This is a genomic window from Pectobacterium atrosepticum (genome assembly GCA_019056595.1).
GTDB lineage: Bacteria > Pseudomonadota > Gammaproteobacteria > Enterobacterales > Enterobacteriaceae > Pectobacterium > Pectobacterium atrosepticum.
In genome coordinates this window covers 2,078,144-2,096,370 of the sequence record CP036163.1, presented here as the reverse complement: position 1 = coordinate 2,096,370, position 18,227 = coordinate 2,078,144, and the positions used below count along the sequence as shown (strand labels likewise).

15 protein-coding genes are annotated in these 18,227 nt (G+C 51.7%); 13 read left to right on the top strand and 2 right to left on the bottom strand.

What is annotated here, in order from left to right:
* The first annotated feature begins 22 nt into the window (after positions 1 to 22).
* From dnaJ to nhaR, 3 genes are all read left to right on the top strand, one after another.
* Entirely contained in the window at positions 23 to 1,162 is a 1,140-nt protein-coding gene (dnaJ, locus tag DCX48_10085; protein QXE14824.1) for a molecular chaperone DnaJ, read from the top strand.
* Between the two features lie 287 nt (positions 1,163 to 1,449).
* On the top strand, positions 1,450 to 2,646 hold the full coding sequence (gene nhaA, locus DCX48_10080; protein QXE14823.1) for a Na+/H+ antiporter NhaA: 1,197 nt from the start codon (positions 1,450 to 1,452) through the stop codon (positions 2,644 to 2,646).
* A gap of 31 nt (positions 2,647 to 2,677) precedes the next feature.
* Positions 2,678 to 3,598 carry a transcriptional activator NhaR gene (gene nhaR / locus DCX48_10075; protein ID QXE14822.1) on the top strand — a complete coding sequence of 307 codons (921 nt, stop codon included), beginning with the start codon at positions 2,678 to 2,680 and terminating at the stop codon, positions 3,596 to 3,598.
* A 77-nt stretch (positions 3,599 to 3,675) separates the two neighbouring features.
* On the opposite strand, the gene DCX48_10070 is transcribed toward nhaR, so the two are convergent.
* Complete coding sequence (locus tag DCX48_10070; GenBank protein QXE14821.1) at positions 3,676 to 3,939, bottom strand: 30S ribosomal protein S20; 264 nt, start codon at positions 3,937 to 3,939, stop codon at positions 3,676 to 3,678.
* Between the two features lie 425 nt (positions 3,940 to 4,364).
* On the opposite strand from DCX48_10070, the gene DCX48_10065 reads away from it, so the two are divergent.
* The 8 genes from DCX48_10065 (at position 4,365) to carB (ending at position 16,060) form a co-directional block, all read left to right on the top strand.
* Positions 4,365 to 5,306, top strand: a complete 942-nt coding sequence (locus tag DCX48_10065; protein QXE14820.1) for a bifunctional riboflavin kinase/FAD synthetase — start codon at positions 4,365 to 4,367, stop codon at positions 5,304 to 5,306.
* Positions 5,307 to 5,337: 31 nt separating this feature from the next.
* On the top strand, positions 5,338 to 8,151 hold the full coding sequence (locus tag DCX48_10060; GenBank protein ID QXE14819.1) for an isoleucine--tRNA ligase: 2,814 nt from the start codon (positions 5,338 to 5,340) through the stop codon (positions 8,149 to 8,151).
* Positions 8,148 to 8,663 carry a lipoprotein signal peptidase gene (locus DCX48_10055; protein ID QXE14818.1) on the top strand — a complete coding sequence of 172 codons (516 nt, stop codon included), beginning with the start codon at positions 8,148 to 8,150 and terminating at the stop codon, positions 8,661 to 8,663. The genes DCX48_10060 and DCX48_10055 overlap by 4 nt, the downstream gene beginning before the upstream one ends.
* Complete coding sequence (locus DCX48_10050) at positions 8,663 to 9,136, top strand: FKBP-type peptidyl-prolyl cis-trans isomerase (protein QXE14817.1); 474 nt, start codon at positions 8,663 to 8,665, stop codon at positions 9,134 to 9,136. The genes DCX48_10055 and DCX48_10050 overlap by 1 nt, the downstream gene beginning before the upstream one ends.
* Positions 9,117 to 10,067 carry a 4-hydroxy-3-methylbut-2-enyl diphosphate reductase gene (locus DCX48_10045; GenBank protein ID QXE14816.1) on the top strand — a complete coding sequence of 317 codons (951 nt, stop codon included), beginning with the start codon at positions 9,117 to 9,119 and terminating at the stop codon, positions 10,065 to 10,067. The genes DCX48_10050 and DCX48_10045 overlap by 20 nt, the downstream gene beginning before the upstream one ends.
* A 337-nt stretch (positions 10,068 to 10,404) precedes the next feature.
* Positions 10,405 to 11,226: a 4-hydroxy-tetrahydrodipicolinate reductase gene (locus DCX48_10040; GenBank protein ID QXE14815.1), complete on the top strand. Its 822-nt coding sequence runs from the start codon at positions 10,405 to 10,407 to the stop codon at positions 11,224 to 11,226.
* Positions 11,227 to 11,672: 446 nt separating this feature from the next.
* Positions 11,673 to 12,821, top strand: coding sequence for a carbamoyl-phosphate synthase small subunit (carA, locus tag DCX48_10035; GenBank protein QXE14814.1), 1,149 nt, complete (start codon positions 11,673 to 11,675; stop codon positions 12,819 to 12,821).
* Between the two features lie 14 nt (positions 12,822 to 12,835).
* Positions 12,836 to 16,060, top strand: coding sequence for a carbamoyl-phosphate synthase large subunit (gene carB / locus DCX48_10030; protein ID QXE14813.1), 3,225 nt, complete (start codon positions 12,836 to 12,838; stop codon positions 16,058 to 16,060).
* Positions 16,061 to 16,147: 87 nt separating this feature from the next.
* On the opposite strand, the gene DCX48_10025 is transcribed toward carB, so the two are convergent.
* The gene (locus tag DCX48_10025) at positions 16,148 to 16,762 is read right to left on the bottom strand and encodes a LysE family translocator (protein QXE14812.1); all 615 of its coding nucleotides are present in this window, start codon (positions 16,760 to 16,762) and stop codon (positions 16,148 to 16,150) included.
* A gap of 203 nt (positions 16,763 to 16,965) precedes the next feature.
* Here DCX48_10025 and DCX48_10020 point away from each other — a divergent pair, with 203 nt between their 5' ends.
* Together DCX48_10020 and DCX48_10015 are read left to right on the top strand one after the other, a co-directional pair.
* Positions 16,966 to 17,739 (top strand): threonine/serine exporter ThrE family protein, encoded by a 774-nt coding sequence (locus DCX48_10020; protein ID QXE17209.1) that lies wholly within the window; start codon positions 16,966 to 16,968, stop codon positions 17,737 to 17,739.
* The gene (locus tag DCX48_10015) at positions 17,730 to 18,200 is read left to right on the top strand and encodes a threonine/serine exporter (GenBank protein ID QXE14811.1); all 471 of its coding nucleotides are present in this window, start codon (positions 17,730 to 17,732) and stop codon (positions 18,198 to 18,200) included. The genes DCX48_10020 and DCX48_10015 overlap by 10 nt, the downstream gene beginning before the upstream one ends.
* Positions 18,201 to 18,227 lie beyond the last annotated feature (27 nt).

Below are 18,227 nucleotides of genomic sequence, written 5' to 3'. Positions count from 1 at the left end.
ATGTTGAGGGGCAGGAAAAGAAATGGCGAAGCAAGATTATTACGAAAGCCTGGGCGTTGCTAAAAGCGCGGACGATCGCGAAATAAAGAAAGCGTACAAGCGTCTGGCGATGAAGTACCACCCGGATCGTAATCCTGGTGATAGCGAAGCAGAAGCCAAGTTCAAAGAGATCAAAGAAGCTTACGAAATCCTTATCGACTCGCAAAAACGCGCAGCCTACGATCAGTACGGTCACGCGGCGTTTGAGCAAGGTGGTATGGGTGGAGGCGGCGGTGGTGGCTTTGGCGGCGGCGGTGCCGATTTTGGTGATATTTTTGGCGACGTATTCGGGGATATTTTTGGCGGTGGTCGCCGTCAGCGTGCGAGCCGTGGATCCGATTTACGCTACAACATGGAGTTGTCGCTGGAAGAAGCGGTACGTGGCGTCACCAAAGAGATCCGTATTCCCGCACTGGAAGAGTGTGATGTGTGCCACGGCAACGGTGCGAAGCCGGGTAGCTCGCCGATCACCTGTCCAACCTGTCATGGCAACGGCCAGGTGCAGATGCGTCAGGGCTTCTTTACCGTGCAGCAGGCGTGTCCGCACTGTCATGGGCGCGGTAAGATCATTAAAGATCCGTGCATCAAATGCCACGGTCATGGTCGCGTAGAGAAAAGCAAAACGCTGTCGGTGAAAATTCCGGCGGGTGTGGACACGGGCGACCGTATCCGCTTGTCTGGCGAGGGCGAAGCAGGCGATCACGGTGCACCGTCAGGTGATTTATACGTTCAGGTGCAGGTTAAAGCGCACCCGATCTTCCAGCGTGAAGAAAACAATCTGTACTGCGAAGTGCCGATCAACTTTGCGATGGCAGCATTAGGCGGCGAGATTGAAGTCCCGACGCTGGATGGTCGCGTGAAGCTGAAAGTGCCTGCAGAAACGCAAACCGGGAAATTGTTCCGTATGCGTGGAAAAGGTGTGAAATCAGTTCGCGGCGGTGCGCAGGGCGATCTGCTGTGCCGTGTGGTTGTGGAAACCCCAGTTAATCTGAACGAGCGCCAGAGACAACTGCTGCAAGAACTCGACGAGAGCTTCGGTGGCCCGTCTGGCGAAAGAAACAGCCCGCGCTCGAAAAACTTTTTTGATGGCGTGAAGAAGTTTTTCGACGACTTGACCCGTTAATCGCTTATCGTTAACGCGTGATAGAAAGACCGGTGGGTAAACCCGCCGGTTTTTTTTATGACGGACATCCTTGTTCGTCATCCTGCGGGCGTTGCTGCGCAACGTTGAAAAACGCTCCCGACGTTTTTTTATGCTTCCCTCTAAGCAGCTTCAATTCAATAAATCGGTTTTTCCGAATATTAAGTCAGTTTTAATCTGCTTTTAACGAGTGATTGGATTGCGTAATCTTGCTAGCAAGAAAGCGGACGTTTGGTATTAACGTTCGTGCTGATGGGGAGATTAAGTCAATGATAACAATGATTCGTCGCTTTATTCGATTAGATGCGGCAGCGGGCATGATGCTAATGATGGCAACGGTTTTGGCGATCGCACTTGCCAATTGGTCTGTTACTGCTGCGGGCTATCAACAATTTCTGATGATTCCAGTGGAAATGCGGTTTGGCGCACTGGAGATCAATAAGAACCTACTGCTGTGGATTAATGATGGCCTGATGGCGATTTTCTTCCTGCTGATTGGTCTGGAAGTGAAGCGTGAGCTAGTCGAAGGCACGTTAGCCAGCCGCCAGCAGGCGATGTTGCCACTGGCAGCCGCAGTAGGCGGAATGATTTTTCCCGCCTTGCTCTTTCTGCTTTTTAACGTGAATGATGACGTGACACGTGCAGGGTGGGCTATTCCCGCCGCGACAGATATCGCGTTCGCCATTGGTGTGTTGACGTTATTAGGCAAGCGTGTTCCCGCAGGGTTAAAAGTCTTCCTGTTAGCGTTGGCGATCATTGACGATCTGGGCGCGATCCTGATTATCGCCCTGTTTTATACACAGCAGGTCTTCTGGCTTGCGCTGGCCGGTGCGGTGCTGGCTATTGCTGTCCTGGCCTATATGAACAAGCTGCAGGTTGGCAAAACGTCCGCCTATTTATTAGTGGGGGGCGTCTTGTGGGTCTGCATTCTGAAATGTGGCGTTCATGCAACGTTGGCCGGGGTCATTGTCGGATTTTTTATTCCCCTGCGTACGTCCGACGGGGAACCTTCTCCGGCAACCTCGCTGGAACATGGCTTACAAACGTGGGTCGCGTTTCTTATTGTTCCGCTGTTTGCCTTCGCCAACGCAGGCATTGTATTGCAGGGAATTGTGCTGGAAAAACTGTTTTCCCCTTTGAGCCTTGGTATCGCCGCTGGGTTGTTGCTTGGTAAACCACTGGGCATTACCTTGTTCAGTTGGCTAACTATACGATTGGGCTATGCGCGCCTGCCGGTTGGTGTGCACTTTAACCAGATCGTGGCAGTCTCCGTGCTGTGTGGTATCGGTTTTACCATGTCGATATTCATTACGCTGCTGGCATTCTCTGGTGGTGATGCGGAGTTGATTACCTATGCCAAGCTGGGAATCTTGCTGGCGTCAGGGCTGGCAGCATTACTTGGCTATCTGGCATTGCGCGGAGTATTGCCAGCGCTGGACAAGGCGGTTCAGCCGTGTAAGGGTTGAACTATGCCAGAGGCGCGAAGAGGGGGCGGGTGTGTCTCATTTGAATTTTAATCATCTCTATTATTTCTGGCAGGTTTATAAGTCGGGCTCCGTTGCCGGTGCGGCAGAAATGCTGTTTTTAACGCCGCAGACCATTACTGGGCAAATCAAATGTCTGGAAGAGCGTTTACAGGGCAAACTTTTCAAGCGCAAAGGGCGAGGGTTGGAGCCGACGGAACTGGGGCAACTTGTTTTTCGCTATGCGGATAGCATGTTCCAGCTCAGCCAGGAAATGTTAGATATTGTGAACTACCGCAAAGAATCGAACCTGTTATTCGATGTTGGCGTGGCAGATGCGTTGTCCAAACGGTTGGTGAGCCGAGTGCTAGAAACGGTTGTGACGGAACAGGAACATATCCATTTGCGCTGTTTTGAGTCGACGCACGAAATGCTGCTGGAGCAGTTGAGCCAGCATAAGCTGGATATGATCCTATCAGATTGCCCAGTTGATTCAACTCAGCAGGAAGGGTTGTTTTCACTCAAGTTGGGCGAGTGTGCTGTGAGCTTTTACTGTAAGCGTCCGCAGCCTGAGCTGCCTTTTCCAGCCTGCCTTGAACAACGTAAGCTACTGATTCCCGGGCGGCGAACCATGCTGGGACGAAAGCTATTGAATTGGTTTACGGCGCAGAATATTCAGACGAACATTTTGGGTGAATTTGATGATGCGGCGCTGATGACGGCATTTGGCATTAATAACGATGCGATTTTCGTTGCGCCGTCGCTGTATGCCAATGAAATTTATCAGCAGGGTGATATCGTCGAGATCGGCAGGATCGAGAACATTCAGGACGAGTATTATGCGATTTTTGCGGCCAGAATGATCCAGCACCCTGCGGTGCAGCGTGTCTGTAACGCGGATTTCTCCGCGCTCTTCTGTGATAGAGCAGAAGGTCTGTCGCGGGGTGATGGATAAGTACTTGTCGTGAAATAACAGACGCAAAAAAACCGGCCTAAGCCGGTTTTTTTTAGCAACGACACGCAGATGCGTGATTATTGCATGGCGTTGATGCGCGCAACCAGATTGGATTTATGACGTGCAGCTTTGTTCTTGTGAATCAGACCTTTACTAGCCTGGCGATCCACGATCGGTTGCATGTCATTAAATGCTTTCTGTGCCACTTCTTTATCGCCAGTAGCGATCGCCGCGTATACTTTCTTGATGAAAGTACGCATCATCGAGCGACTGCTTGCATTATGCTTACGGCGCTTCTCAGATTGTACGGCGCGTTTCTTAGCTGATTTGATATTAGCCAAGGTCCAACTCCCAAATATATTCAATCGAGGACAATTCAAAGGCCGTGGAATATGCTCGTTTAGCCTTCGTTTGTCAATGGATTTGTGCAAATAAGCGTCGTTTGTACGTCGACACTTGTTACGTTGTGATGGCGCAGGATTTTAGCAGCTTCACGCGGTGGAATACAGCGTTTCACATCATAAATTCATCCTGAATTTGATAAAGCCCTGTCTGGCATCGGTAAAGTCGGATTGTATAGGGCATCCGCTACCTGGATATTCTGCTTGTGGGCGTCATCTATCGATGATTCAGCTAAAAAACATGCAAATATTGGCACGATTTACAGGGTGGCTGCAAAAGGCGCGAATCGCGGGTTAACCTTACTCGCTGTACAAGGTATAATCCGCCGGTTTCCATAATATTAACCCTTTGTTCTGGGCCAGCCATGCAGCTAATTCGCGGTATACACAATCTTCGAGCACACCATTATGGCTGTGTGCTCACTATTGGTAATTTTGACGGCGTGCACCTTGGACACCAAATGCTGCTTGAACGACTGAAGCAGGAAGGTCGTGCTCGTGGGTTGCCGGTGATGGTCATGATTTTTGAACCACAGCCGCTGGAACTCTTTGCTGCGGAAAAAGCGCCCGCACGTTTGACGCGTTTGCGTGACAAGGTGAAATACCTGGCGCAGGCTGGTGTGGACTATCTACTGTGCGTCAGATTCGACGCGCGTTTTGCCGCCAATGATGCAGAGACGTTCGTTTCTTCTCTGCTGGCGAAGAAATTGGGCGTGAAGTTTTTGGTTGTCGGAGATGACTTCCGCTTCGGCGCTGGTCGTCAGGGAGATTTCCTGTTATTACAGAAGGCTGGGCGTGAGTCGGGGTTTGATGTCATTAGTACCGATTCGTTCTGTAATGGCGGTAAGCGGGTCAGCAGCACTGCGGTACGTGAAGCGCTCAGTCGTGATGAGCTTGAACTGGCAGAAAGCCTGCTGGGCCATCCTTACTGCATTTCCGGACGCGTGGAACATGGCAAAGAATTGGGGCGAACCATTGGGTTCCCTACCGCCAATTTACCGCTGAAACGTCAGGTTTCCCCTGTCAGCGGCGTGTATGCCGTCAGCGTTTATGGGCTGGGGCAAGAACCGCTGCCGGGTGTCGCCAATATTGGTACGCGCCCAACCGTAAACGGTGACAAACGCCAGCAGCTTGAAGTGAATTTGCTGGACGTGACGATAGATCTCTATGGTCGTCATATTGAAGTCGTACTGCGTAAAAAAATCCGTAATGAACAGCGTTTTGCTTCGCTCGATGCGTTAAAACAGCAAATCGCCGATGATGTGGTGACAGCCCGGACGTTCTTCGGGTTAAAGACACCGGTTTAATTTTTCTAGCCGAAACGAAATCGAGAATCTAATGAGTGACTATAAGACTACCCTGAACTTGCCGGAAACAGGGTTCCCGATGCGTGGCGATCTGGCCAAGCGCGAACCTGACATGCTGAAACGTTGGTATGAGCAGGATCTGTACGGGATTATTCGCAATGCGAAGAAGGGAAAAAAGACCTTCATTCTGCACGATGGCCCTCCATACGCGAACGGCAGCATTCACATTGGTCACTCAGTTAACAAGATTCTGAAAGATATTATCGTTAAATCGAAAGGCCTGTCTGGCTACGATTCCCCTTATGTGCCGGGCTGGGACTGCCATGGTCTGCCGATTGAACTGAAAGTAGAACAGTTGATCGGTAAGCCGGGCGAGAAAGTCAGTGCGGCAGAATTCCGCGCTGAGTGCCGTAAATATGCGGCAGAGCAGGTTGCCGGTCAGAAAGCCGACTTTATTCGCCTCGGCGTGTTGGGCGACTGGGATCGTCCTTACCTGACGATGGATTTCAAAACCGAAGCGAACATCATTCGTGCGTTGGGTCGCATCATTGAAAACGGCCATCTGCACAAAGGTGCCAAACCGGTTCACTGGTGCGCCGACTGTGGCTCCGCGCTGGCGGAAGCGGAAGTTGAATATTATGACAAAACGTCCCCATCCATTGATGTGACGTTTAACGCCAGCGATGTTGCGGCGGTATTAGCCAAGTTTGGTGTGAGTCGCGTAGACGGCCCTGTCTCGCTGGTGATCTGGACGACGACGCCGTGGACGCTGCCGGCAAACCGTGCGATCTCGTTGAATGCAGAGTTCGATTATCAACTGGTGCAAATTGACGGTCAGGCACTGATTCTGGCGGCCGATCTGGTTGAAAGCGTGATGAAACGCGTGGGTGTGACTCAGTGGATAGTTCTGGGTGACTGTAAAGGCGCCGATCTTGAGTTGCTGCGTTTCAAGCACCCGTTCCTGGACTTCGACGTACCGGCAATTCTGGGCGATCACGTAACGCTGGATGCGGGTACGGGAGCGGTACATACCGCAGGTGGCCACGGTCCTGACGACTACGTGATCAGCCAAAAATACAATCTGGAAATCGCTAATCCCGTTGGGCCGAATGGCTGCTACCTGAGCGGTACTTACCCTGAACTGGATGGTAAATTCGTTTTCAAAGCTAACGATCTGATTGTTGAAATCCTGCGTGAAAAAAGCATGTTGCTGCACGTAGAAAAATTACAGCACAGCTACCCGTGCTGCTGGCGCCATAAATCGCCGATCATTTTCCGTGCGACGCCGCAGTGGTTTGTCAGCATGGACCAGAAAGGTCTGCGTAAGCAGTCGCTGTCTGAAATTAAAGACGTGCAGTGGATCCCCGATTGGGGTCAGGCGCGTATCGAAGCGATGGTTGCCAACCGCCCTGACTGGTGTATTTCCCGTCAGCGTACCTGGGGCGTGCCGATGTCGCTGTTCGTCCACAAAGAGACGGAAGAGCTGCATCCGCGTACCGCTGAGCTGATTGAAGCGGTGGCGAAACGTGTTGAAGCCGATGGCATTCAGGCATGGTGGGATCTCGATCCGGCTGATGTGCTGGGCGCAGAGGCGGATAACTACGTCAAAGTACCAGACACGCTGGACGTTTGGTTCGATTCTGGATCGACGCATGCGTCAGTGGTAGATGTTCGTCCTGAATTCGGCGGCCACGAAGCAGATATGTATCTGGAAGGTTCCGACCAGCATCGTGGCTGGTTCATGTCTTCTCTGATGATCTCCACCGCGATCAAAGGCAAAGCGCCTTACCGTCAGGTACTGACCCACGGTTTCACCGTTGATGGTCAGGGCCGTAAGATGTCCAAGTCGATCGGGAATACCGTTAGCCCGCAGGATGTGATGAACAAGCTAGGTGCCGACATTCTGCGTCTGTGGATCGGTTCAACAGATTACTCCGGTGAAATTGCCGTATCCGATGAGATCCTGAAGCGCTCAGCCGATGCCTATCGTCGTATTCGTAACACCGCGCGTTTCCTGTTGGCGAACCTGAATGGATTCGATCCACAGAAAGATAGCGTGAAACCAGAAGACATGGTTGTGCTGGATCGCTGGGCGGTTGGCTGTGCTAAAGCCGCGCAGGACGAGATCCTCGAAGCGTATGAAAGCTATGATTTCCACCGTGTCGTACAGCGCCTGATGCAGTTCTGCTCGATCGAGATGGGATCGTTCTATCTGGATATCATTAAAGATCGTCAGTACACGGCAAAAGGCGACAGTGTTGCACGCCGTAGCTGCCAGACCGCGCTGTATCATATTTCAGAAGCGCTGGTGCGCTGGATGGCACCGATTATGTCCTTCACGGCAGATGAACTCTGGAACTATCTGCCGGGCGAGCGTGCGCAGTATGTGTTTACCGAAGAGTGGTATGACGGTCTGTTTGCGCTGGATGCCTCTGAAACGATGAACGATGCGTTCTGGGCGGATGTCCTGAAAGTGCGTAGCGAAGTGAATAAAGTGATCGAACAGGCGCGTAATGACAAGCGCATTGGTGGATCGCTGGAAGCTTCCGTCACGCTGTACGCCGATGCCAATCTGGCGGACAAGTTGAACCAGCTACGTCAGGAACTGCACTTTGCGCTGTTGACGTCAAAAGCGCGGGTGGAACGTTATGAAAATGCGCCGGATAGCGCGCAGGCAACGGAACTCACCGGACTGAAAATTGCCTTAAGTGAGGCAGAAGGGCACAAGTGTCCACGCTGCTGGCATTACGAGACGGATATCGGTAGCAATGCCGATCATCCTGAAGTCTGTGGTCGCTGTGCGACCAACGTGGGCGGCAACGGCGAAGAGCGTAAATTTGTCTGATGAATAAGATCTGTTCGAGTGGACTGCGCTGGCTCTGGCTGGCGATACTGGTTTTAGTTATCGATCTTGGCAGCAAGCAGTGGATTCTTGCCCACTTTGCGCTGGGGGACACGGTACCCGTGATGCCTTCTCTGAATCTGCATTATGCCCGTAACTACGGCGCAGCATTCAGCTTCCTGGCGGATAAAGGCGGCTGGCAACGCTGGTTCTTTGCCGGCATCGCGATTGCTATCGTGGTTGCACTGCTGGTGATGATGTACCGTGGTAGCGTCAAGCAGAGGCTAAATAACATTGCGTACTCGCTGATTATCGGCGGCGCATTGGGCAACCTGTTTGACCGCACATGGCACGGATTTGTCGTCGATTTCATCGATTTTTATGTCGGTAACTGGCATTTCGCCACCTTTAACCTAGCCGATACTGCCATCTGTATTGGTGCGGCGCTCATCGTACTGGAAGGATTTTTCAGTACGCATGATGATACTGATATCGCTAAGAAAAAGGGTCACTGATGTCCGAGACTGTGCAGCACAACAGCGCGCTGCTGGTGCATTTTATTCTGACGCTGGAGGATGGTTCTACGGCCGAATCCACACGTGAGCGCGGCAAGCCAGCGCTGTTTCGTCTTGGCGACGGCAGTCTGTCTGACGCGCTGGAACAAAATCTGTTGGGGTTGATGCGTGGCGATAAACGCAAGTTTACGCTGTCGCCGGAGTCGGCCTTTGGGCCGACCAACCCGAACCTGATCCAGTTCTTCTTGCGTCGTGATTTTGCCCAGACTGGCGTGCCGGATGTTGGCACCATCATGCTGTTCAGCGGCGTTGCCGGAAATGATATGCCGGGAATTATCCGTGATGTGACTGAAGAGTCAGTTACGGTGGATTTCAATCATCCTTTATCCGGTCAGGCGATTACCTTCGATCTCGACGTGCTGGATATCGATCCCGTACAACAGGAGGTGTCTCATGCAGATCCTGCTGGCTAATCCACGTGGCTTCTGTGCCGGTGTCGATCGGGCTATCAGCATAGTGGAGCGTGCTCTGGAGCTTTTTGGTACGCCGATCTACGTCCGTCATGAAGTGGTACATAATCGTTATGTGGTCAACGGATTACGTGAACGTGGCGCAATTTTTATTGAACAGATTGAAGATGTGCCGGATGGTGCGATTCTGATTTTCTCTGCACATGGCGTTTCGCAAGCGGTGCGTAATGAAGCAAAGAATCGTGATCTGACGGTATTTGATGCGACCTGTCCGCTGGTAACTAAGGTGCACATGGAAGTTGCCAGAGCCAGTAAGAAAGGTGTAGAAGCGATTCTTATCGGGCATGCTGGACACCCTGAAGTTGAGGGAACGATGGGGCAGTACAGCAATGCGGATGGTGGCATGTATCTGGTCGAGTCCCCCGATGATGTCTGGCAGCTACAGGTAAAAGATGAAAAAAACCTGTGCTTTATGACGCAAACCACGCTTTCTGTTGATGATACCTATGCGGTGATTGATGCGTTGCGTGAGCGTTTTCCTCGAATCATTGGCCCGCGTAAAGATGACATCTGCTATGCCACGACCAACCGTCAGGAAGCTGTGCGCCATTTGTCGGATAAGGCAGATGTCGTTTTTGTCGTGGGCTCTAAAAACTCCTCAAACTCCAACCGTTTAGCTGAGTTGGCACAGAGAGCGGGGAAAGCGGCTTATCTAATTGATTCCGCCGACGATATCCAGGAGTCGTGGTTAACGGGCGCTTCACATGTTGGAGTAACCGCAGGCGCATCGGCACCCGATATTTTGGTACAACAGGTGATTCAGCGGCTGAAAGAATTAGGCGGCAAGGTTGCGGTTGAAATGCAAGGGCGTGAAGAAAACATCGTCTTTGAAGTGCCCAAAGAGCTGCGTGTTGAAGTCAAACAGATCGATTAGTCTGTTTCTGCGATAGGGCTTCGGCCCTATCGCTGTTATTCCTTTCAGTTTTTCCCCCACTGTATTCACTCATGAAAATGTTAATGCATAAAAATGAATTTTTATGCGTTATGCCATGTGATTTATTTTTGACCTTTCCTACGTATCTCTAAACACCTTGTGGTTTTTCAGCATTATAACGTGCGACTCTGATGCTTGCGGTTAGACAGTTTTGCTGATTTTCTGCGGCTTCAAACAGTATTTTCTAATCTGGCCGTAAATCCGCTGGCGATAGTGCGCGGTGCCCGTTAACCTGATGTTATTTTTATGTCGTCAGGATCAAAAAGAGAGAGACATTATGAAGGATTCATCCATCCGTATTGCTGTTGTAGGCGCGGGCGGCCGTATGGGACGTCAGCTGATTCAGGCTATCGAGCAAATGGACGGCGTAGTATTGGGCGCAGCGCTGGAACGTTCTGGTTCGTCTCTGTTAGGGAGCGATGCTGGTGAACTTGCTGGGCTGGGTAAAAACGGCATTACCGTGAATGAAAGCCTGGATGCCGTACAGAATGATTTCGATATTTTGATCGACTTCACCCGCCCGGAAGGCACATTAGCGCATTTGGCATTTTGTCGTCTGCATCGTAAAGGTATGATTATCGGGACAACCGGTTTTGATGATGCAGGCAAGGCGGCAATTAAGCAGGCTGCGCAAGATATCGGGATTGTGTTTGCGGCGAACTTCAGCGTCGGCGTTAATGTCATGCTGAAGCTGCTGGAAAAAGCCGCCAAGGTCATGGGCGACTATACCGATATCGAAATCATTGAAGCACACCACCGCCACAAAGTGGATGCACCGTCTGGCACCGCGCTGGCGATGGGTGAAGCGATTGCTGATGCTCTGGGACGCGATCTGAAGTCCTGTGCCGTGTACACGCGTGAAGGTCATACAGGCGAACGCGATCCGAAAAGCATTGGTTTCGCTACTGTGCGAGCGGGTGACATTGTCGGTGAACATACGGCGATGTTTGCTGATATTGGTGAGCGCGTTGAGATTACCCACAAGGCATCCAGCCGCATGACGTTTGCCAATGGTGCAGTAAGAGCCGCTATCTGGATTAGTTCGAAGGAAAGTGGTGTTTTTGATATGAGAGATGTGCTTTCTCTGGATGATTTGTAGTATTTTATTTTGTTATAAAAATAACATCTAGCTGAAAAAGGTGGATATTTTAACGTTCACCTTTGTTTTTACCTCATTGGCTTCTTTTTTTTTATCATTATCTTCTTTTGTTTGTGTTTTATTCCATTTTTTAGTGATGAGAAACCCTCTGTACTCCCTAAATGCCCTTTGCTGGTGATTTATTACCCTTATTTTAACAATGTTGCTTAGCAACCGTTTACTTATCTGAGTTGATAGGGATTTTTACGTCAGTGGACGATTATTTATTTCGTAAAGCATAAAAATAAGAGAAAAAAAGCGGTTTGGGTAGACAATCGGGAAGACCATCATTAAAATGCGCCCAATTTGCCAAAAATTGGCCTTACAGGTAGTTTTTGCATTGATTTAGTGGCTCGAATCTGAATTAATATGCAAATAACGTGATTTTTTATTCCTTGGAGGGTGTTTTGATTAAGTCAGCGCTATTGGTTCTGGAAGACGGAACCCAATTCCACGGTCGGGCCATTGGGGCAGAAGGATTGGCAGTGGGGGAAGTGGTCTTCAATACGTCGATGACCGGTTATCAAGAAATCCTTACTGATCCTTCCTATTCCCGCCAGATTGTCACTCTCACTTATCCCCATATCGGTAATGTCGGCGCTAATGCCAACGATGAAGAATCCCCCTCAGTACAGGCTCAAGGTCTGGTTATTCGTGATTTACCTCTGATTGCCAGTAACTACCGTAGTGAAGAAAGCCTGTCTGAGTACCTCAAACGCAACAACATCGTCGCCATCGCAGACATCGACACCCGTAAACTGACCCGTCTGCTGCGTGAAAAAGGCGCACAGAATGGCTGTATCATCGCGGGTGATGCGCCGGATGCTGTTGTCGCACTGGAGAAAGCGAAAGCCTTCCCAGGGTTGAAGGGGATGGATCTGGCAAAAGAAGTGACAACGGCGGAAAGCTACAGCTGGTTACAGGGAAGCTGGATGCTGGAAGGCGAATTGCCTGCGGCGAAAAACGAAAGCGAACTGCCTTACCACGTAGTGGCTTATGACTACGGTGTGAAACGCAACATTCTACGTATGCTGGTGGATCGCGGCTGCCGCCTGACGGTCGTTCCGGCGCAGACATCTGCTGAGGACGTACTGAAGCTTAATCCAGACGGTATTTTCCTCTCTAACGGGCCGGGCGACCCGGAACCGTGCGACTACGCGATTCGCGCGATCAAAACCTTCCTGGAAACGGATATTCCGGTATTCGGTATCTGTCTGGGTCACCAACTGCTGGCACTGGCGAGCGGTGCGAAGACCATCAAAATGAAGCTGGGTCACCACGGCGGCAACCATCCGGTAAAAGATCTGGATAACAACTGTGTGATGATCACCGCGCAGAACCACGGCTTTGCGGTTGATGAAGATAACCTGCCTGACACGCTGCGCGTCACGCATAAATCCTTGTTTGACCATACGGTTCAGGGGATTCACCGCACTGACAAACCGGCGTTTAGTTTCCAGGGACACCCAGAGGCAAGCCCCGGCCCGCATGATGCTGCGCCGCTGTTCGACCACTTTATTGACTTGATTCAGACTTACCGTTCTTCAGCTAAATAATCAGGAGCGAGAAAATGCCAAAACGTACAGATATTAAAAGCATCCTGATTCTAGGCGCCGGCCCGATTGTCATCGGTCAGGCGTGTGAGTTTGACTACTCGGGGGCACAGGCGTGTAAAGCGCTGCGTGAAGAGGGTTACCGCGTTATTCTGGTGAACTCCAACCCGGCAACCATCATGACCGACCCTGAAATGGCCGATGCGACCTACATCGAGCCGATTCACTGGGAAGTGGTGCGTAAAATTATTGAAAAAGAGCGTCCAGATGCTGTGCTGCCGACGATGGGCGGCCAGACGGCGCTGAACTGTGCGCTGGAGTTGGAACGTAAGGGCGTGCTGGCGGAATTCGGCGTCACCATGATTGGTGCAACGGCGGATGCGATTGATAAAGCAGAAGATCGTCGTCGTTTCGATGTGGCGATGAAGAAAATCGGTCTGGATACCGCACGTTCCGGTATTGCACACAATATGGAAGAAGCGCTGGCTGTAGCGGCTGACCTCGGCTTCCCGTGCATTATCCGTCCTTCCTTTACAATGGGCGGCACCGGTGGCGGTATCGCTTACAATCGTGAAGAGTTTGAAGAGATCTGTGAGCGCGGACTGGATCTTTCTCCAACCAAAGAGCTGCTGATCGATGAATCGCTGATCGGTTGGAAAGAGTACGAGATGGAGGTGGTGCGTGATAAGAACGATAACTGCATCATCGTCTGCTCAATCGAAAACTTCGATGCCATGGGGATCCACACCGGAGACTCCATCACCGTTGCGCCAGCGCAAACGCTGACGGATAAAGAATATCAAATCATGCGTAACGCCTCGATGGCGGTACTGCGTGAAATCGGTGTAGAAACCGGTGGTTCTAACGTTCAGTTCTCGGTGAACCCGAAAACAGGTCGCCTGATTGTTATCGAAATGAACCCGCGTGTATCACGTTCTTCCGCGCTGGCGTCTAAAGCAACGGGCTTCCCGATTGCGAAAATCGCGGCCAAACTGGCGGTGGGTTATACGCTCGATGAGTTGATGAACGACATCACTGGTGGTCGTACGCCAGCGTCTTTCGAACCGGCTATCGACTATGTTGTCACCAAGATCCCACGTTTCAACTTCGAAAAATTCGCCGGTGCCAATGACCGCCTGACCACGCAGATGAAATCTGTGGGTGAAGTGATGGCGATTGGTCGCACACAGCAAGAATCCTTGCAGAAAGCACTACGTGGTCTGGAAGTCGGTGCGACTGGCTTCGATCCAAAGGTAGATCTGGACGACCCTGAAGCGCTGACTAAAATTCGCCGCGAGCTGAAAGATGCCGGTGCCGAGCGTATCTGGTACATCGCTGATGCTTTCCGCGCGGGTATGTCAGTCGATGGCGTATTTAACCTGACCAACGTTGATCGCTGGTTCCTGGTGCAAATTGAAGAGCTGGTGCGTCTGGAAGAGCAGGTTGCAGAAAAAGGTATCACCGCGCTGGATGCGGATTTCTTACGTGCACTGAAGCGTAAAGGCTTTGCTGATGCGCGTCTGGCGAAACTGGCTGGCGTGGCGGAAAGCGAAATTCGCAAGCTGCGCGATAAATTCGACCTGCATCCGGTGTATAAGCGTGTCGATACCTGTGCGGCAGAATTCTCGACCGATACCGCTTATATGTATTCCACGTACGAAGAAGAATGTGAGGCTAACCCGACTCAGGATCGTGACAAAATCATGATATTGGGTGGTGGGCCAAATCGTATTGGTCAGGGGATCGAGTTTGACTACTGTTGCGTCCATGCTTCGCTGGCGCTGCGTGAAGATGGCTATGAAACCATCATGGTTAACTGTAACCCTGAAACCGTTTCAACAGACTACGATACGTCCGACCGCTTGTACTTCGAACCGGTAACGTTTGAAGATGTACTGGAAATCGTCCGTATTGAGAAGCCAAAGGGCGTTATCGTGCAGTACGGTGGCCAGACGCCGCTGAAACTGGCTCGCGAGCTAGAAGCCGCTGGAGTACCGGTTATCGGAACTAGCCCAGACGCGATTGACCGTGCAGAAGACCGTGAGCGCTTCCAGCATGCCGTCAATCGTCTTGGGCTGAAGCAACCGTCTAACGCCACGGTAGCGACGATTGAGCAGGCGGTAGAGAAAGCGCGTGGCATCGGCTATCCGCTGGTCGTCCGTCCTTCTTATGTTCTGGGCGGTCGCGCGATGGAAATCGTGTATGACGAAATCGACCTTAAGCGTTATTTCCAAAACGCGGTTAGCGTATCCAACGATGCGCCCGTTCTGCTGGACCGTTTCCTTGACGATGCTATTGAAGTTGACGTCGATGCGATTTGCGACGGTGAACGTGTACTGATTGGCGGCATTATGGAACACATCGAGCAGGCGGGGGTTCACTCCGGTGACTCGGCTTGTTCACTGCCTGCTTACACACTGAGCAAAGAGATTCAGGATGTGATGCGTCAGCAGGTTGAAAAACTGGCGTTTGAACTTTGCGTTCGCGGCCTGATGAACGTGCAGTTTGCGGTGAAGGATAACGAAGTTTATCTGATTGAGGTGAACCCGCGTGCCGCGCGTACTGTCCCATTTGTCTCGAAAGCGACCGGTGTTCCATTGGCGAAAGTCGCTGCGCGAGTGATGGCAGGCAAAACGCTGGCTGAGCAGGGTGTCACCAAAGAAATCATCCCGCCGTATTACTCGGTGAAAGAAGTGGTGCTGCCGTTCAACAAATTCCCTGGCGTTGACCCGATTCTGGGGCCAGAGATGCGTTCGACCGGTGAAGTCATGGGCGTTGGCCGCACGTTTGCTGAAGCGTTTGCCAAAGCGATGCTGGGCAGCAGTTCGCACATGAAGAAAACTGGACGTGCGCTGCTGTCGGTACGTGAAGGCGATAAAGCCCGCGTGGTGGATCTGGCGGCTAAGCTGTTGAAGCACGGTTTTGAGCTGGATGCGACGCACGGCACGGCGATTGAACTGGGTGAGGCTGGCATTAATCCGCGTCTGGTGAATAAGGTGCATGAAGGTCGTCCGCACATTCAGGACCGCATCAAGAACGGCGAGTACACCTACATCGTCAACACCACCGCAGGGCGTCAGGCGATTGAAGATTCCAAGCTGATTCGCCGCAGCGCGCTGCAATACAAGGTGCACTACGACACCACGCTGAATGGTGGTTTTGCTACGGCAATGTCGTTGACGGCAGATCCGACGGAGAAGGTCACTTCCGTGCAGGAAATGCATGCGATGATTAAAGGCTGATAGGACCGACTTCGGTAGGTTGTAAGCTGATAATAAAAGCCAGCGTTGGTAACAGCGCTGGCTTTTTCATGGGGAACGTTTTGAGTTTTATCCCAACGCCACTTTGATACCCAGCGCGATCAACACCGTTCCCAGCAGCTTATCTACCAGTTTCTGCACTTTAGCCAATCCTCGGCGTACCGGCTCACTTTGGAAAAGCACCACCAACAGCGGCCACCAGACGAGAGAAAGCAGCCAGATAATCATGGCGTACCACAGTTTTTCACCGATGCCGGAGTGAATGTTCAGAACCTGGGTGAACATCGCCAGAAAGAATAGTGTGGCTTTCGGGTTAAGCAGGTTGCAGAGATAGCCTTGCAGGAATGCTTTTTTCAGGCTGACACTTTGCTGTGTCAGGTTTGATACGTCCATTTTGCTTCCGCCGCGAGCGAATAGTGCCTGAATACCGATCCAGATTAGGTAGGCGGCGCCCGCATATTTCAGTACATTAAACAGCCACGGCGTGGTGGTGATGACGACGGCTAGCCCGGCGACGCAGTACGCCATGTGGGTTGCTACGCCGCAGATTACGCCAAAGGCGGTCATCATTGCGGCAGCACGTGGGTAGCGTGCCGCATTCCTGATGACGAGGAAAAAGTCGGGGCCGGGAGAAAGCATCCCCAGCGTGGCGATAGTCGCGACAAACAGCGATGTTTCTAGCATGATCATTCCAGACAGTGAAAAAGAGAGGGACGAGGGAAATCATAGCGCCAGAATAATGAATTCGCATCACACTTATTGGTTATTCGGCGGCGATATGTTAACAATTGTCCTTTCATTTTTTGTGGTTAATTTCAGGGGCAGGTTGAGATAATAACATGGTCAGTGAACGTGAGAACCGTGAACGATTAAGTGGCGCAAAACGGATGGATGAAGCGCCACAGCAGCGGGAAATAACCCGATTGTGCATCCAGTGTGCGCTGCTGCTGTTACAGCATGGCGCAGAGAGTATGGTGGTAGAACAGCTGTCCTCACGACTAGGCATGGCGCTTGGCGCCGATAGCGTTGAGAGCTCAATCTCGGCAAACTCGATTGTGCTGACCACCATCATGCAGGGGCATTGCCTGACGTCAACGCGGAAGAATGCGGATCGCGGCATTAATATGCACGTTGTCATTGAGGTTCAGCATGCGGTCATCATGGCCGAGCATAAACTGCTGGATGTGGCAGGGGTGGAGAAGCGTTTGGGACATATTAAGCCACTGCGCTATCCGCGTTGGCTGATGGTTTCCGTTGTGGCGCTCTCCTGCGGCTGTTTCAGCCGTTTGAACGGCGGTGGGTGGGATGCCTTTATTGTCACACTGATTGCCAGTGGTCTGGCGATGTATGTCCGTCAGGTCTTTACCGGACGACATCTGAATCCGTTGATCAACTTCTGTATTACGGCATTTGTCGCCACGTCAGCGTCAGGGCTGTTGATGCGTTTGCCTGCTTTTTCTCAGACGTCGACGGTGGCGATGGCGGCAAGTGTGCTGCTGTTGGTCCCCGGTTTTCCGCTGATTAACGCCGTGGCAGATATGTTTAAAGGGCACGTGAATACCGGTTTGGCACGCTGGACGGTCGCGAGTTTATTGACGCTGGCAACCTGTATTGGTGTTGTGATGGCGATGTCGCTGTGGGGGTTACGCGGATGGGCTTAAGTTTACTGTGGGCACTTTTGCAGGATATGGTGCTGGCTGCGGTCCCTGCGTTGGGATTTGCGATGGTCTTCAATGTGCCGCTGAAAGTGCTGCCTTACTGTGCGCTGTTGGGCGGCGTCGGGCACGGCGTACGATTTCTGGCGATACATTTCGGCATGAATATCGAATGGGCATCTTTTCTGGCGGCAATCCTGATTGGCATCATTGGCATCCGCTGGTCACGCTGGTTGCTGGCGCATCCGAAAGTCTTTACCGTGGCAGCCGTCATCCCGATGTTTCCCGGTATCTCTGCCTATACGGCGATGATTTCGGTGGTGGAGATATCACATCTTGGCTACAGCGAAGCGCTGATGAGCGTCATGATGACCAATTTTCTGAAGGCCAGCTTTATCGTCGGTGCGCTCTCTATCGGCCTGTCTTTACCGGGAATCTGGCTCTATCGTAAGCGGCCAGGGGTATAAAACTCTTATATTACATTTCCGCCGAGT

Coding starts and splice junctions, on each gene's coding strand:
- dnaJ (QXE14824.1), top strand. CDS start 23: ATGGCGAAGCAAGATTATTACGAAAGCCTGGGCGTTGCTAAAAGCGCG.
- nhaA (QXE14823.1), top strand. CDS start 1,450: ATGATAACAATGATTCGTCGCTTTATTCGATTAGATGCGGCAGCGGGC.
- DCX48_10065 (QXE14820.1), top strand. CDS start 4,365: ATGCAGCTAATTCGCGGTATACACAATCTTCGAGCACACCATTATGGC.
- DCX48_10060 (QXE14819.1), top strand. CDS start 5,338: ATGAGTGACTATAAGACTACCCTGAACTTGCCGGAAACAGGGTTCCCG.
- DCX48_10050 (QXE14817.1), top strand. CDS start 8,663: ATGTCCGAGACTGTGCAGCACAACAGCGCGCTGCTGGTGCATTTTATT.
- DCX48_10045 (QXE14816.1), top strand. CDS start 9,117: ATGCAGATCCTGCTGGCTAATCCACGTGGCTTCTGTGCCGGTGTCGAT.
- DCX48_10040 (QXE14815.1), top strand. CDS start 10,405: ATGAAGGATTCATCCATCCGTATTGCTGTTGTAGGCGCGGGCGGCCGT.
- carB (QXE14813.1), top strand. CDS start 12,836: ATGCCAAAACGTACAGATATTAAAAGCATCCTGATTCTAGGCGCCGGC.
- DCX48_10025 (QXE14812.1), bottom strand. CDS start 16,762: ATGCTAGAAACATCGCTGTTTGTCGCGACTATCGCCACGCTGGGGATG.
- DCX48_10020 (QXE17209.1), top strand. CDS start 16,966: ATGGATGAAGCGCCACAGCAGCGGGAAATAACCCGATTGTGCATCCAG.
- DCX48_10015 (QXE14811.1), top strand. CDS start 17,730: ATGGGCTTAAGTTTACTGTGGGCACTTTTGCAGGATATGGTGCTGGCT.